Annotated in this window: 14 protein-coding genes and 1 other annotated feature; all 14 genes read left to right on the top strand. The window is 35.4% G+C overall.

Features of this window, described 5'->3' with window-relative positions; genetic code table 11:
* Window positions 1–95 (top strand): EF-Tu C-terminal domain-related protein (locus tag M2651_RS13860; RefSeq protein ID WP_491524974.1); only part of this gene is annotated, 95 nt, incomplete at its 5' end.
* Between the two features lie 200 nt (window positions 96–295).
* The gene (rpmG, locus tag M2651_RS13855) at window positions 296–445 is read left to right on the top strand and encodes a 50S ribosomal protein L33 (protein WP_252132931.1); all 150 of its coding nucleotides are present in this window, start codon (window positions 296–298) and stop codon (window positions 443–445) included.
* Between the two features lie 29 nt (window positions 446–474).
* Window positions 475–699 (top strand): preprotein translocase subunit SecE, encoded by a 225-nt coding sequence (secE, locus tag M2651_RS13850; RefSeq protein WP_252132930.1) that lies wholly within the window; start codon window positions 475–477, stop codon window positions 697–699.
* 46 nt (window positions 700–745) lie between these two features.
* The gene (gene nusG / locus M2651_RS13845; protein ID WP_252132933.1) at window positions 746–1,267 is read left to right on the top strand and encodes a transcription termination/antitermination protein NusG; all 522 of its coding nucleotides are present in this window, start codon (window positions 746–748) and stop codon (window positions 1,265–1,267) included.
* An 85-nt stretch (window positions 1,268–1,352) separates the two neighbouring features.
* Window positions 1,353–1,778: a 50S ribosomal protein L11 gene (gene rplK / locus M2651_RS13840; protein ID WP_252132929.1), complete on the top strand. Its 426-nt coding sequence runs from the start codon at window positions 1,353–1,355 to the stop codon at window positions 1,776–1,778.
* A gap of 96 nt (window positions 1,779–1,874) precedes the next feature.
* A complete protein-coding gene (gene rplA / locus M2651_RS13835; RefSeq protein ID WP_252132928.1) occupies window positions 1,875–2,564 on the top strand; it encodes a 50S ribosomal protein L1 in 690 nt (229 codons plus the stop codon).
* 45 nt (window positions 2,565–2,609) lie between these two features.
* Window positions 2,610–2,737, top strand: a sequence feature (ribosomal protein L10 leader region).
* A gap of 33 nt (window positions 2,738–2,770) precedes the next feature.
* The gene (gene rplJ, locus M2651_RS13830; protein ID WP_350338306.1) at window positions 2,771–3,268 is read left to right on the top strand and encodes a 50S ribosomal protein L10; all 498 of its coding nucleotides are present in this window, start codon (window positions 2,771–2,773) and stop codon (window positions 3,266–3,268) included.
* Between the two features lie 35 nt (window positions 3,269–3,303).
* Complete coding sequence (gene rplL, locus M2651_RS13825; protein ID WP_252132927.1) at window positions 3,304–3,675, top strand: 50S ribosomal protein L7/L12; 372 nt, start codon at window positions 3,304–3,306, stop codon at window positions 3,673–3,675.
* Between the two features lie 280 nt (window positions 3,676–3,955).
* Window positions 3,956–7,657, top strand: coding sequence for a DNA-directed RNA polymerase subunit beta (gene rpoB / locus M2651_RS13820; RefSeq protein ID WP_252132926.1), 3,702 nt, complete (start codon window positions 3,956–3,958; stop codon window positions 7,655–7,657).
* A gap of 20 nt (window positions 7,658–7,677) precedes the next feature.
* Window positions 7,678–11,208, top strand: coding sequence for a DNA-directed RNA polymerase subunit beta' (rpoC, locus tag M2651_RS13815; RefSeq protein WP_252132925.1), 3,531 nt, complete (start codon window positions 7,678–7,680; stop codon window positions 11,206–11,208).
* A 126-nt stretch (window positions 11,209–11,334) separates the two neighbouring features.
* Window positions 11,335–11,577: a ribosomal L7Ae/L30e/S12e/Gadd45 family protein gene (locus M2651_RS13810; protein ID WP_252132924.1), complete on the top strand. Its 243-nt coding sequence runs from the start codon at window positions 11,335–11,337 to the stop codon at window positions 11,575–11,577.
* 50 nt (window positions 11,578–11,627) lie between these two features.
* Entirely contained in the window at window positions 11,628–12,008 is a 381-nt protein-coding gene (gene rpsL / locus M2651_RS13805) for a 30S ribosomal protein S12 (RefSeq protein ID WP_252132923.1), read from the top strand.
* A gap of 135 nt (window positions 12,009–12,143) precedes the next feature.
* A complete protein-coding gene (gene rpsG / locus M2651_RS13800) occupies window positions 12,144–12,614 on the top strand; it encodes a 30S ribosomal protein S7 (protein ID WP_252132922.1) in 471 nt (156 codons plus the stop codon).
* 85 nt (window positions 12,615–12,699) lie between these two features.
* On the top strand, window positions 12,700–14,766 hold the full coding sequence (gene fusA, locus M2651_RS13795; RefSeq protein WP_252132921.1) for an elongation factor G: 2,067 nt from the start codon (window positions 12,700–12,702) through the stop codon (window positions 14,764–14,766).
* Window positions 14,767–14,944 lie beyond the last annotated feature (178 nt).

Below are 14,944 nucleotides of genomic sequence, written 5' to 3'. Positions count from 1 at the left end.
TAACACCAGTAGCAATGGATGAAGGATTAAGATTCGCTATAAGAGAAGGCGGAAGAACAGTTGGTTCAGGTGTTGTTACTAAAATAGTTGAGTAATTAATTTAAGTAAAATGGGACTGGGTTTCTAGACCTGGTCCTTTTATAAAGTTAAAAAGTGGATATAATATTAATGGATGCATTTTGGTAATTTTAAACTTGTTGACATAAATGTTAACTTGTGATAGATTATTTAGGTAATGCACTGTGGAAATATAATATCGATGGTTTGATATGATAAAGAGACGGAGGTGTAGATTGTGAGAGTAAAAATAACACTAGCATGTACAGAGTGTAAGCAGAGAAATTATAATTCAATGAAAAATAAGAAGAATGACCCAGATAGATTAGAAATGAAGAAGTATTGTAAATTCTGCCACAAACATACATCTCATAGAGAGACAAAGTAACACAGATTATTTTTAAGGATGTGGATAAAATGGCTGTTAATGGGAAAGTTAAGGAAGCTAAAGGATCAAATGCAAATATTTTTGTAAGATTTTTTAGTGGTATTAAAGCAGAATCAAAGAGAATAACTTGGGCACCCAAAAAAGAACTAAAAAAAGCACTGGCAGCTGTGGTAACCTTCTGTGTTATTTATGTAATAGTAGTTGGAATACTAGATTATGGGTTCAGCAACCTCTTCAAGTTGATTTTCAAATAAACTAAAAAGGAGGTAGGGATGGAAAAATAAGTCCTTCCCTTTGATTATGGCAGAGAGAGCTAGGTGGTATGTGGTTCACACATACTCAGGGTATGAGAATAAAGTAAAAGCCAACCTGGAAAAAACTGTAGAGAATAGAAACTTTCATCATTTGATTCATGATATTCAGGTTCCTATGGAAGAACAGGTTGAAATTAAAGATGGTAAAAAGAAAACTACCCTAAAGAAGATATTCCCAGGGTATGTTCTTGTTAAAATGATAATGAACGATGATTCTTGGTATATAGTAAGAAATACCAGAGGAGTTACAGGATTTGTGGGTCCAGGATCAAAGCCTGTACCACTTACCGATGAAGAGATTAAAACTATGGGAGTAACAGAGAAACCTGTAGTAATTGATCTTGAGGTAGGAGAAACTGTTAAAGTTGTATCAGGTCCTCTAGAAAACTTTATTGCTACAATTCAGGAATTAAATACTGAGAAGCATAAAGTGAAAGTTCTAGTTAATATGTTTGGGCGTGAAACCCTTGCAGAACTTGAATACAACCAATTGGAAAAACTAGACTAAGGCTTATAGGATTTAGGTTATCCCTGAATCTTAATAAGTGGGAGGACAAAAGTCCGTATTACCACATTATAGGAGGTGTAAACTCATGGCTAAAAAAGTAACAGGAATGATTAAGCTTCAACTTCCTGCAGGAAAAGCAACTCCAGCACCACCAGTTGGTCCAGCACTTGGTCAGCATGGTGTTAACATCATGGGATTTTGTAAGGAATTTAATGCAAAGACTGCTAATCAAGCAGGATATATAATCCCAGTTGTTATTACAGTATATCAGGACAGAAGTTTTAGTTTTATACTAAAAACTCCACCAGCAGCAGTTCTATTAAAGAAAGCAGTTGGAATCGAGAGCGGTTCTGGTGTGCCAAATAAGAATAAAGTTGCTAAAATTTCAAAAGCCAAGCTTAGAGAAATTGCAGAAACTAAGATGCCAGATTTAAATGCTGCATCAGTAGAAGCTGCAATGAGCATGATAGCTGGAACAGCTAGAAGCATGGGAATAACTGTTGAAGAATAATACAAATTAGAGTTTAATATCTACCAACTTAAACGTATATATTACGTTATCGGTGGGAGGTAAAAACCGTTAATACCACAAAGGAGGTTTAGCAAAATGGGAAAGAATTATATAGAGAGTGCTAAGCTTGTTGACAAAAGTGTTCTATATTCTGTAGCTGAAGCTGTTGAATTAGCTGTAAAGACTTCAAAAGCTAAGTTTGATGAAACTATAGAACTTGCTGTAAGACTTGGTGTTGACCCAAGACATGCAGATCAACAAGTTAGAGGAGCTGTTGTACTTCCTCATGGAACTGGTAAATCAGTTAAGGTTTTAGTATTTGCTAAGGGCGATAAAGCTAGAGAAGCTCAAGCTGCAGGTGCTGAATTCGTTGGTGCTGAAGAACTAGTTGATAAAATCCAGAAGGAAAATTGGTTTGACTATGATGTAGTTGTTGCTACTCCAGATATGATGGGTGTAGTAGGAAGACTTGGTAGAATACTTGGACCTAAAGGTTTAATGCCAAATCCAAAGTCAGGAACAGTTACATTTGATGTTTCTAAAGCTATAGCTGAAATAAAAGCTGGTAAAGTTGAGTATAGAGTTGATAAAACTGCTATAGTTCACGTTCCAATCGGAAAGAGATCTTTTGGAGCTGAAAAACTAGCAGATAACTTCCGTACTATGATGGAAGCAATAATCAAGGCTAAGCCAGCAGCAGCAAAAGGACAATATGTTAAATCAGTATCAATATCAAGCACAATGGGGCCTGGAATAAAAATTAATCCAGCTAAGGTGTTAGATTAGTATTGATTTTAATCGCAACTTTTGATATAATATCAGAGTTGTATAAATAAATATGTAAATATTCCGTAGACAGTAGGTGCACATGCATAAAGGGAGTTCCCAACCTACCGAGGGTTCCAATATAGATATTTGTTGGTCTCTCCACGTCTGCGGAGAGATTTTTAATTTTATAAAGCAGTTCTAGACTGTGAGGAGGTGGACACACAGTGGGTAATAATTTAGATATTAAAAAGGCTAAAGTTCTTGAAATAAAAGATAAAATGCAAAAAGCTCAAGGTATGGTATTTGCTAAGTACCAAGGATTAACTGTTGAAGAAGATACAGAACTAAGAAAAAAGTTAAGAGAAGCAGGAATTGAGTATAAAGTATACAAAAATACTTTAACTACATTAGCTGCTAGAGAACTTGGTTTAGAGGGTATAGTTCCTTATCTTGAAGGACCAGTATCTGTTGCTTTTGGTTATGAAGATGCAACTGCACCAGCTAGAATTCTTAATGATTTTGCAAAAACTCACAAGAAGCTTGAGTTAAAGGCTGGTATAGTTGAGGGAGACGTATACGATGCTAAGGGAGTTGAAAAGTTAGCTTCAATACCATCAAGAGAAGTTCTTATCGCTCAATTACTTGGAAGCTTCAAGGCTCCGTTATCAAACCTTGCATACTTATTAAATGCAATTGCTGAAAAACAAGGTTCAGCTGAATAGTAAAAAGAATGAAAAATTTTGGAGGTGCTCTTAAAATGACAAGAGAAGAAATTATTCAAGCTATAAAGAATATGACTGTTTTAGAATTAAATGAGTTAGTAAAAGCATGTGAAGAAGAATTTGGAGTAAGTGCTGCTGCTCCAGTTGCAGTTGCAGGTGTTGCTGCAGGTGCTGCTGCTCCAGCTGCTGAAGAAAAGACAGAATTTGATGTAATATTAGCTAATGCTGGTGCTGAAAAGATAAAGGTTATAAAGGTAGTTAGAGAATTAACTGGTCTTGGCTTAAAGGAAGCTAAAGAAGTAGTTGATGGAGCTCCTAAGACATTAAAAGAAGGTGTAAGCAAGGAAGATGCTGAAGCAATGAAAGCTAAACTTGCTGAAGTAGGAGCTACAGTTGAAATAAAGTAATTCAACATATTAAAAAGGCACTTTTCTACAAAGTGTCTTTTTTTTAGCTATTCTTCTTGACATATATATCTTATTGTGATAACATAATTAATTGCATTGATTATTGAATAATGGAGTAGTATATTTAATATTTATTACTTGATTTTAAAAATTATGAATTATTTTGACATTCTTGGTTATACTAATACGATGAATGATATGAGATTTTCCAAATGCACTATATCCTAGGGGATATTATGTGCTTTTGGTTATTTTTACTTTATGTAAGGGGTGATAATCCATGGTACATCCTGTCCAAGTTGGAAAGAGAACAAGAATGAGTTTTTCCAAACTTAAAGAAGTAGCAGATATGCCAAATTTAATCGAAGTGCAGTTAGACTCTTATAAGTGGTTTTTAGACGAAGGTCTTCAAGAAGTTTTTGATGACATAAACCCTATAAGTGACTACACTGGTAATCTTGTACTTGAATTTGTAGGTTATAAACTTGATTTAGACAATATCAAGTATTCTGTCGAAGAGTGCAAGGAGAGAGATGCTACTTATGCAGCACCATTAAAAGTTAAAGTCAGACTTCTAAACAAGGAAACTGGAGAAGTTAAAGAACAGGAAGTTTTTATGGGAGACTTCCCTCTTATGACTGAACAGGGTACTTTTGTAATTAATGGAGCAGAAAGAGTCATAGTAAGCCAGCTGGTGAGGTCACCAGGAGTTTATTATAGTTATTCAGTAGATAAAACAGGAAAAAAACTTTATGCCTCTACTGTAATACCTAATAGAGGTGCATGGCTTGAATACGAAACTGACTCAAATGATGTAATATATGTAAGAATTGATAAAACAAGAAAGCTTCCAATAACTATCCTAGCGAGAGCTATGGGGTATGGCAGCGATAATGAACTTACAACATTTTTTGGTGATGAAGAAAGGCTTAGAGCTACAATTGAAAAAGATAGCACTAAGACAAAAGAAGAAGCTTTATTAGAAATTTACAAAAGGTTAAGACCAGGTGAGCCTCCAACTGTTGATAGTGCTGTATCTTTAATAGATTCGTTATTCTTTGATGCAAAAAGATATGATTTGTCCAGAGTTGGAAGATATAAGTTTAATAAAAAATTAGCTCTTCACCTTAGAATAGCAAATCAAATAACAGCTAAGGATATTGTGCATCCTCTTACAGGAGAAATATTACTTCAAAAAGGTGAAAAGATAGATAGAGAAAAAGCTCTTGAAATTCAAGATGCAGGTATCAATTCTGTAGACATAGTTGTAGATGATAAAATTGTCAGAGTAATAGGTAACAATTTTGTTAAGCTGGATAAGGTAGTGGATTTTAATGTAGAAGACCTTAACATTAGAGAGTTAGTTCATTACCCAACACTTAAGGAAATATTAGATAACTATACAGATGAAAATGTTATAAAAGAAGAAATAAAGAAAAATATACATAGATTGATACCAAAACACATTATTAAAGATGATATATTTGCAACTATCAGTTACGAATTAGGATTAGCGTACAATATTGGTCACGTTGATGATATAGATCATTTAGGTAATAGAAGACTTAGATCTGTAGGAGAACTTTTACAAAATCAATTTAGAATCGGTCTTTCAAGAATGGAAAGAGTAGTTAAGGAAAGAATGACTATTCAAGACCAGGAAGTAATAACTCCACAGGCTCTTATAAATATCAGGCCAGTTGCAGCAGCTATAAAAGAATTCTTTGGTAGTTCACAGCTGTCTCAGTTTATGGATCAAACTAATCCTCTTTCTGAGCTTACTCATAAGAGAAGGCTTTCTGCACTAGGTCCAGGAGGATTATCTAGAGAAAGAGCGGGATTTGAAGTAAGAGACGTTCACCATTCACACTATGGTAGAATGTGTCCAATAGAAACTCCTGAAGGTCCTAATATAGGACTTATAAATTCACTTGCAACTTATGCAAGAGTTAATGAATATGGATTTATTGAAACTCCTTATAGAGTTGTAGATAAAAAGACAGGTAAAGTAAGTAATAAAATAGTTTATTTTACAGCAAACGAAGAAGATGAATATTTAATTGCTCAATCTAATGAACCTTTAGATGAAGAAGGAAGATTCATTGATAAAAGAGTTACGGTAAGAGCTAAGGAAGAAGTTATAGTTGTTCCAAGAGAAGATGTTGACCTTATGGATGTATCTCCAAGGCAGTTAGTTTCTGTTGCTACAGCTATGATTCCTTTCCTTGAAAATGATGACGCCAGCCGTGCTCTTATGGGATCGAACATGCAGCGTCAAGCGGTTCCGCTTTTAAGAGCCAGTGCTCCAGTAGTTGGTACAGGAATAGAGTATAAGGCAGCAGTAGATTCAGGAGTTCTTCCAAAGGCTAAAAATGCTGGTGTAGTTACTTATGTTAGTGCTAACGAAATAAGGGTTAAGAGAGATTCTGATGGCGGAACAGATACTTATAGATTATTAAAGTTTAAAAGATCCAATCAAGGAACCTGTATAAATCAAAAACCGATAGTAACAAAAGGTGAAAGAATTGAAGTAGGTACAGTTTTAGCTGATGGACCATCAACTGATATGGGAGAAATAGCATTAGGTAAAAATATTCGAATAGGTTTTATAACCTGGGAAGGATATAACTACGAAGATGCTATGCTTATATCTGAAAGGTTGGTTGCTGATGACGTATTTACATCTATACACATAGAAGAATACGAAGCTGAAGCAAGAGATACAAAGTTAGGACCAGAAGAAATAACAAGAGATATTCCAAATGTTGGCGAAGATGCTCTAAAAGATATAGATGAAAGAGGTATAATCAGAATCGGAGCTGAAGTTAGATCAGGTGATATCCTTGTAGGAAAAGTTACTCCAAAGGGAGAAACAGAATTAACTGCAGAAGAAAGACTGCTACGTGCAATATTTGGAGAAAAAGCAAGAGAGGTTAGAGATACTTCTTTAAGAGTTCCACACGGTGAAGCAGGTATAATTGTTGACGTTAAAGTATTTACAAGAGAAAACGGAGATGAACTTCCTCCTGGAGTTAATAAATTAGTAAGATGTTATATAGCTCAAAAGAGAAAGATATCTGTTGGGGATAAGATGGCAGGAAGACATGGTAATAAAGGTGTTATATCTAGAGTATTGCCAGAGGAAGATATGCCATTTTTACCAGATGGAAGACCACTAGAAATATGTTTAAATCCACTTGGGGTTCCTTCACGTATGAATATCGGTCAGGTATTAGAAGTTCACTTAGGATGGGCAGCGGCTAACTTAGGTTGGCATATTGCTACTCCTGTATTTGATGGAGCTACTGAAGAAGATATTACAGAATGTCTTCAAAAGGCTGGTTATGATGCAGACGGTAAAACAATTCTCTATGATGGAAGAACCGGGGAACCTTTTGATAACAGAGTTACAGTAGGCTACATGTATATCTTAAAGCTTGCGCACCTTGTTGATGATAAGATTCACGCACGTTCAACTGGTCCTTACTCCTTAGTTACTCAACAGCCTCTAGGAGGTAAAGCTCAGTTTGGTGGCCAGAGGTTTGGTGAGATGGAAGTTTGGGCATTAGAGGCTTATGGTGCTGCTTATACTTTACAGGAAATATTAACAGTTAAATCAGATGACGTTGTCGGTAGAGTTAAGACTTACGAATCAATCGTTAAAGGTGAAAATATACCAGAACCAGGAGTTCCTGAATCTTTCAAGGTTCTTATCAAGGAATTACAAGCTTTATGTTTAGATGTAAAAGTTCTTAATGATAATAATCAGGAAGTTAAGCTTAAAGAATCTGTAGAAGAAGAATTAGAGGAACTAGATGTCAATATGGAGGGTACAGAAGACTTTGTTCCACCTGCTCCAAGTGAAGAATACTTTGAAACAGATGATGATATTGAAGAAGACGTAGATTTAGATTATGATGACCTTCCATTAGATAGCTTTGGAGATGATTTAGAGCTAGATGATTTTAATGATGAACACTAATTTGAAGGGAGGATGTACCCTTGTTTGATTTAGATAATTTTGATGCCATACAGATAGGATTAGCTTCACCAGAAAAGATTAGAGAATGGTCAAGAGGTGAGGTTAAAAAACCAGAAACTATTAATTACAGGACGTTAAAACCAGAAAGAGATGGTCTATTCTGTGAAAGAATATTTGGACCTCAGAAGGACTGGGAATGTCATTGTGGTAAGTATAAAAGAGTTAGATATAAGGGTATAGTTTGCGACAGATGCGGAGTTGAGGTTACAAAGGCTAAAGTAAGACGTGAGAGAATGGGGCATATAGAACTTGCTGCCCCAGTATCTCATATATGGTATTTTAAAGGTATACCATCACGTATGGGTCTTATTTTGGATATGTCTCCAAGGTCTTTAGAAAAGATTCTCTATTTTGCATCCTATGTAGTTTTAGACCCTAAAGAAACACCATTATTAAAGAAACAGCTTCTAAATGAAAAAGAATATAGAGAAGCTGTAGATAAATATGGCTATGAAAGCTTTGTTGCTGGAATGGGTGCTGAATCAGTAAAGATATTACTTCAAGAGATAGATTTAGAACTCTTATCACAGGAATTGAAAAGAGAATTAAAGGATGCTAATGGTCAAAAAAGAATAAGAATTATAAGAAGATTGGAAGTAGTTGAATCCTTTAGAAAGTCAGGAAATAGACCAGAGTGGATGATAGTAGATGTTATTCCTGTTATTCCTCCGGATTTAAGACCAATGGTTCAATTAGATGGAGGCAGGTTTGCTACTTCAGACTTGAACGATTTATATAGAAGAGTTATAAACAGAAATAACAGACTTAAGAAGCTGCTTGATTTAGGAGCACCAGATATAATTGTAAGAAACGAAAAAAGAATGCTTCAGGAAGCAGTTGACGCTTTAATTGATAATGGCAGAAGAGGAAGACCAGTTACAGGACCTGGAAACAGACCTTTAAAATCACTTTCAGATATGTTAAAAGGTAAGCAAGGAAGATTTAGACAAAATCTTCTTGGAAAGCGTGTTGACTATTCAGGACGTTCCGTTATAGTTGTAGGACCTGAATTAAAGATGTATCAATGCGGACTTCCAAAGGAAATGGCACTAGAGTTATTTAAGCCATTTGTAATGAAGAAGCTTGTAGAAAGTGGAGTTGCACATAATATTAAGAGTGCAAAGAGAATGGTTGAAAGAGTTCAGACTGAAGTTTGGGATGTACTTGAAGAAGTAATAGAACATCATCCAGTTCTTTTAAATCGTGCTCCTACTCTTCATAGACTTGGTATACAGGCATTCCAGCCGGTATTGGTTGAAGGCAGAGCTATTAAGCTTCATCCTCTTGTATGTACAGCGTATAATGCTGACTTTGATGGAGACCAGATGGCAGTGCATGTTCCGTTATCTGTAGAAGCTCAATCAGAGGCTAGATTTTTAATGCTGGCTGCAAATAATATTTTAAAGCCATCTGACGGTAAACCAGTAAGCGTTCCTACACAGGACATGGTACTTGGTTCTTATTATCTAACTATGGATAAAGAAGGAGCCAAGGGAGAAGGTAAAGAGTTCCATTCCGTCGAAGAAGTTCTTATGGCCTATCAGCTTGGAGAAGTAGAGCTTCATGCTAAAATTAAGGTTAAGATGACTAAGATTATTGATGGTGTAAAAAGAAGTGGAATAATAACTACTACACCAGGGAAAATAATTTTTAATGAATCAATTCCGCAGGACTTAGGTTTTGTAGATAGAAGCCTTCCTGAAAATGAGTTTAAACTAGAGGTTGACTTTTTAGTTAATAAGAAAAATCTCGGTAAAATAATAGACAAATGTTATATGAAGTATGGTACTAGTCAAACATCTATAATGCTTGATAATATAAAGGCTAAGGGTTACCATTATTCAACTATAGGGGCTATTACTGTTTCTACTTCTGATATGATAGTTCCGCAAGAAAAGAAGAAACTTCTTGAAGAAGCAGATGCTGCAGTAGATAAAATTGAAAAAATGTACAGAAGAGGCTTCATATCAGAAGAAGAAAGATATGAAAGAGTTATTGAAACCTGGAGTAAAACTACAGAAGATGTAGCAGATGCACTTATGGATAGCTTGGATAAGTTCAATCCGATATTTATGATGGCAGATTCAGGTGCGAGAGGTTCAAAGAGCCAGATTAAGCAGCTTGCAGGTATGAGAGGACTTATGGCTAATCCATCAGGTAAGATTATTGAGCTTCCAATTAGAGCTTCCTTCAGAGAAGGTCTTGACGTTCTGCAATATTTTATATCTACTCACGGTGCTAGAAAAGGTAATGCGGATACAGCTCTTAAGACAGCAGACTCTGGATATTTAACAAGAAGACTTGTTGATGTAAGCCAAGATGTTATAGTAAGAAGTGAAGATTGCGGAAGTACAGAAGGCTTGGAAGTATCTGAAATTAGAGAAGGAAATGAAATTATTGAGTCTTTAAATGAAAGACTTACAGGCAGATATAGTGCAGAAGACATAATTCATCCTGAAACAGGGGAAGTTTTGGTTCCAAAGGATACTTACATGGATGCTTATATGGCTGAAAAAATAGAAAAAGCAGGTATAAATAAAGTAAAAATAAGGTCTGTATTCACTTGTAAGGCAAAGTTTGGAGTATGTGCAAAATGTTATGGAATGAACATGGCTACAGCTGAAAAAATAAACAATGGTGAAGCTGTTGGTATAATCGCTGCTCAATCCATAGGAGAACCTGGAACACAGCTTACAATGAGAACATTCCATACAGGTGGAGTTGCTGGTGCAGATATTACTCAAGGTCTTCCAAGAGTTGAAGAATTATTTGAAGCTAGAAAACCAAAAGGTCTTGCAATTGTTAGCGAAGTTGCAGGAATAATTAGAATTGAAGAAACTAAAAAGAAGAGAATTGTTTATGTGACAACTGAAACAGGAGAAGAACACAGCTATGATATACCATTCGGTTCAAGATTAAGGGTAAATAATGGTGATGTAATAGGTGCTGGAGATGAAATAACTGAAGGTTCAGTTAATCCACATGATATTTTAAGAATTAAGGGAGTAAATGGAGTTAAAAATTATTTACTTTCGGAAGTTCAGAAAGTTTATAGACTACAGGGTGTTGATATTAATGATAAACACTTGGAGGTAGTTATTAGACAGATGACTAGAAAGATAAAAATAGAAGAATCAGGAGATACTGATTTACTTCCAGGTACAATGATTGATATTTTTGATTTCGAGGAAGAGAATGCGAGAGTTGAAGCCTTAGGTGGAAAGCCTGCGGAAGGAAAAGTTGCGCTTTTAGGTATAACTAAAGCAGCTCTTGCTACAGAATCCTTCTTATCAGCTGCTTCTTTCCAAGAAACTACAAGAGTTCTAACTGATGCAGCAATTAAGGGTAAGATAGATCCATTAGTTGGATTAAAAGAAAATGTTCTTATTGGTAAGCTTATACCTGCAGGTACTGGTATGACCAGGTATAGATCTATAAGAATTAATACCGAGAAAAGTAATGCTGATAAAGAAACAGCTGTTGAAGCTTAATTTATATGATTATATTTAGTTTGTTGACAGAATAGAACTAAAATGATAAAATACAATTTGTGTGATTTCTTAGGGATATAGGTATATTACTTATATCCCTGTGAAATTATTTTAGGGGGTTGCACTATGGTAGAAAGGCTAGTAGGTAAAAAAGTTGTAGGATTAAAGCAAAGTATAAAGGCTATTAAAAATGGTGAAGCTAAAACATTATATGCAGCTATCGATGCAGATACAAAGTTAATTGAGCCTGTGGTTAAACTAGCAAAAGAAAATTCCCTAGAAATTCAATATGTTAACACCATGAAAGATTTAGGCAGACTTTGCGGTATAGATGTTGGAGCCGCAACAGCGGTGTTGCTTAAAGATTAAATTATGTTAATAACTAATTTATATAGCACAAATTTAAAGGAGGTGTAAATATGCCAACTATTAGCCAATTAGTAAGAAAGGGCAGAAAAGACGTTGCAGAGAAATCTACAGCACCAGCACTTAAAGGATCACCACAAAAAAGAGGTGTGTGTACAGTAGTTAAAACTACTACTCCAAAGAAGCCTAACTCAGCTCTTAGAAAAATAGCAAAGGTTAGACTTACTAACGGATATGAAGTTCTAGCTTATATTCCTGGAATAGGACACAACTTACAAGAGCACAGTGTAGTTCTTATAAGAGGTGGTAGAGTTAAGGACCTTCCTGGTGTTAGATACCACATTATCAGAGGAGCATTAGACTCAGCTGGAGTAGCTAACAGATTACAAGGAAGATCTAAGTATGGTGCAAAGAAACCAAAAGCTAAGAAGTAGTTTCTTAAAACTGATAGTGCAAAGTCTTCAGCATTTATATATAATATTAATAAATTTTGAAGTACAGAGCACTTGTCGGTAGTAAATACCGAGTACCGATGAACTTAAATATTAAATGTTAAGGAGGGAAGCAAAGTGCCAAGAAAAGGATATGTAGCTAAAAGAGATGTATTACCAGATCCAATATATAATAGCAAGGTTGTTACTAAACTAATAAACAATATAATGGTAGATGGTAAAAGAGGAGTAGCTCAAAAAGTTGCTTATGATGCTTTCGCTTTAATAGCTGAAAGAACAGGAAAAGATGCTTTAGAAGTTTTTGAAGCAGCAATGAACAACATAATGCCACTACTTGAGGTAAAAGCAAGAAGAATAGGTGGAGCTACTTACCAAGTTCCAATGGAAGTTAGACCAGAGAGAAGACAGACTCTAGGAATAAGACATTTACTTGAAGCAGCTAGAAAAAGAGGCGAAAAGTACATGTATCTTAAGTTAGCTGGTGAGCTAATGGATGCGGCTAATAACACTGGAGCTGCTGTTAAGAAGAGAGAAGATATGCATAAGATGGCTGAAGCGAATAAGGCTTTCGCTCATTACAGATATTAATATTGAAACTGTTTTGGCTTTGCCAAAACAGTTTTATAAAATTTAGAATTTTAATAAATTATAAGCATCGAGAGGAGGAAAAAGAGTGGCTAGACAGTTTCCGTTAGAAAAGTTCAGAAACATAGGTATTATGGCACATATTGATGCTGGTAAAACCACAACAACTGAACGTATTCTGTTTTATACAGGAAAAACACATAAAATTGGTGAAGTTCATGAAGGCGCAGCTACAATGGACTGGATGGTGCAGGAGCAGGAAAGAGGTATAACAATTACTTCAGCAGCAACAACCTGCCAATGGAAAGGTCATGCGATAAATATTATTGACACACCTGGACACGTAGACTTTACAGTTGAAGTAGAAAGATCATTAAGAGTACTAGATGGTGCAGTTACAGTACTTGATGCAAAAAGTGGGGTTGAACCACAAACTGAAACCGTATGGAGACAGGCAGATAAGTATGGAGTACCAAGAATGGTATATGTAAATAAGATGGATGCAACAGGAGCAGATTTCTTCCGTTGTGTTCAAACATTAAGAGACAGATTAAAAGCAAATGCTGTTCCAATTCAAATACCAGTAGGTCAAGAATCAGAATTTGTAGGTATGGTTGATCTAATAAGAAATGTAGCAATACTACATAAAAATGACCTTGGAACCGAAATTGAGGAAGTGGAAATTCCTGATAATCTTAAGGAGCAAGCAGCTGAATACAGAGCAGCAATGGTAGAAGCTGTTGCAGATACAGATGAAGAACTTATGATGAAATACCTTGAAGGAGAAGAAATAACTGAAGAAGAGCTTTATAAAGCTATAAGAAAAGCAGTTATAGCTAATACTCTTGTACCAGTTATATGTGGTTCATCATATAAAAATAAAGGTGTTCAAGAAATGTTAGATGCAGTTGTTGCATATATGCCATCACCTTTAGACATACCTGCAATTAAGGGTGTAAATCCAGATACTGGTGAAGAGGATGAAAGACCTGCAGATGATAACGCTCCAATGTCAGCATTAGCATTTAAAATAGCAACTGACCCATTTATTGGAAGATTAGCATTTACAAGAGTTTATTCTGGTGTTATGACAAGCGGTAGCTATGTAATTAACTCTACAAAGGGTAAGAAAGAAAGACTAGGCAGACTTGTTAAAATGCATGCTAATCACAGAGAAGAAGTTGAAGAATTAAGAGCAGGAGATTTAGGAGCTATTGTTGGATTAAAAGATACTACTACTGGAGATACTCTATGTGTAGAAACTCATCCAATAATTCTTGAAAGCATGGAATTCCCAGAGCCAGTTATAAGAGTAGCTATTGAGCCAAAAACAAAGGCTGGCCAAGAAAAAATGGGTATTGCACTTGCTAAGCTTGCTGAAGAAGACCCAACATTTAAAACTTATACAGATCAAGAAACTGGTCAAACAATTATAGCTGGTATGGGTGAGCTTCACCTTGAGATAATTGTTGACAGACTTCAAAGAGAGTTTAAAGTAGAATGTAATGTTGGTGCTCCACAAGTTGCTTATAAAGAAACTATCAGAAAAGCTGTTAAAGCTGAAGGTAAGTTTGTAAGACAGTCTGGTGGTCGTGGTCAATATGGTCATTGCTGGATAGAAATGATACCAACTCAAGGCGAATATGAATTTGAAAATGCTATAGTTGGTGGAGTTATTCCAAAAGAATACATTCCTGCTATAGATAATGGTATAAGAGAAGCTGCTCAGAGCGGTATACTTGGAGGATATGAAGTTATGAACTTCAAGGTTAAGCTATATGATGGTTCTTACCATGATGTAGACTCATCTGAAATGGCCTTCAAGATAGCTGGATCAATGGCATTTAAAAATGCTATGGCTAAGGCAGACCCAGTACTTTTAGAACCAATGATGAAGGTTGAGGTAACTGTACCTGAAGAGTACATGGGAGACGTTATAGGAGATCTTAACTCTAGAAGAGGAAGAATTGAAGGTATGGAAGCTAGAGCAGGAGCTCAAGTTATAAGAGCTTTTGTACCACTAGCTGAAATGTTTGGATATGCTACTACACTTAGATCTAGAACTCAAGGTAGAGGTGTATATGCTATGGAGTTTGATCACTATGAAGAAACTCCAAAGAGCATTCAGGAACAAGTAATAGGAAGTAAAAATTAAAATTATCTTTAAGCAAAAAGCTAATTATATTAGCTTTTGCTTAAATACATATATTCAAAATCAAAATAATAATTGAAAATTAATGTAAACAAGGGAGGAAACAAAAATGTCAAAGGCAAAATTTGAAAGAAATAAGCCACACGTAAACATTGGAACAATAGGACACGTAGACCATGGA

It is taken from the genome of Clostridium caldaquaticum (assembly GCF_023806125.1).
GTDB classification, from domain to species: Bacteria; Bacillota; Clostridia; order Clostridiales; family Clostridiaceae; genus Clostridium_AT; species Clostridium_AT caldaquaticum.
The sequence above is the reverse complement of the archived record's forward strand: the minus strand, read 5'-3'. Positions and strand labels throughout refer to the sequence as shown.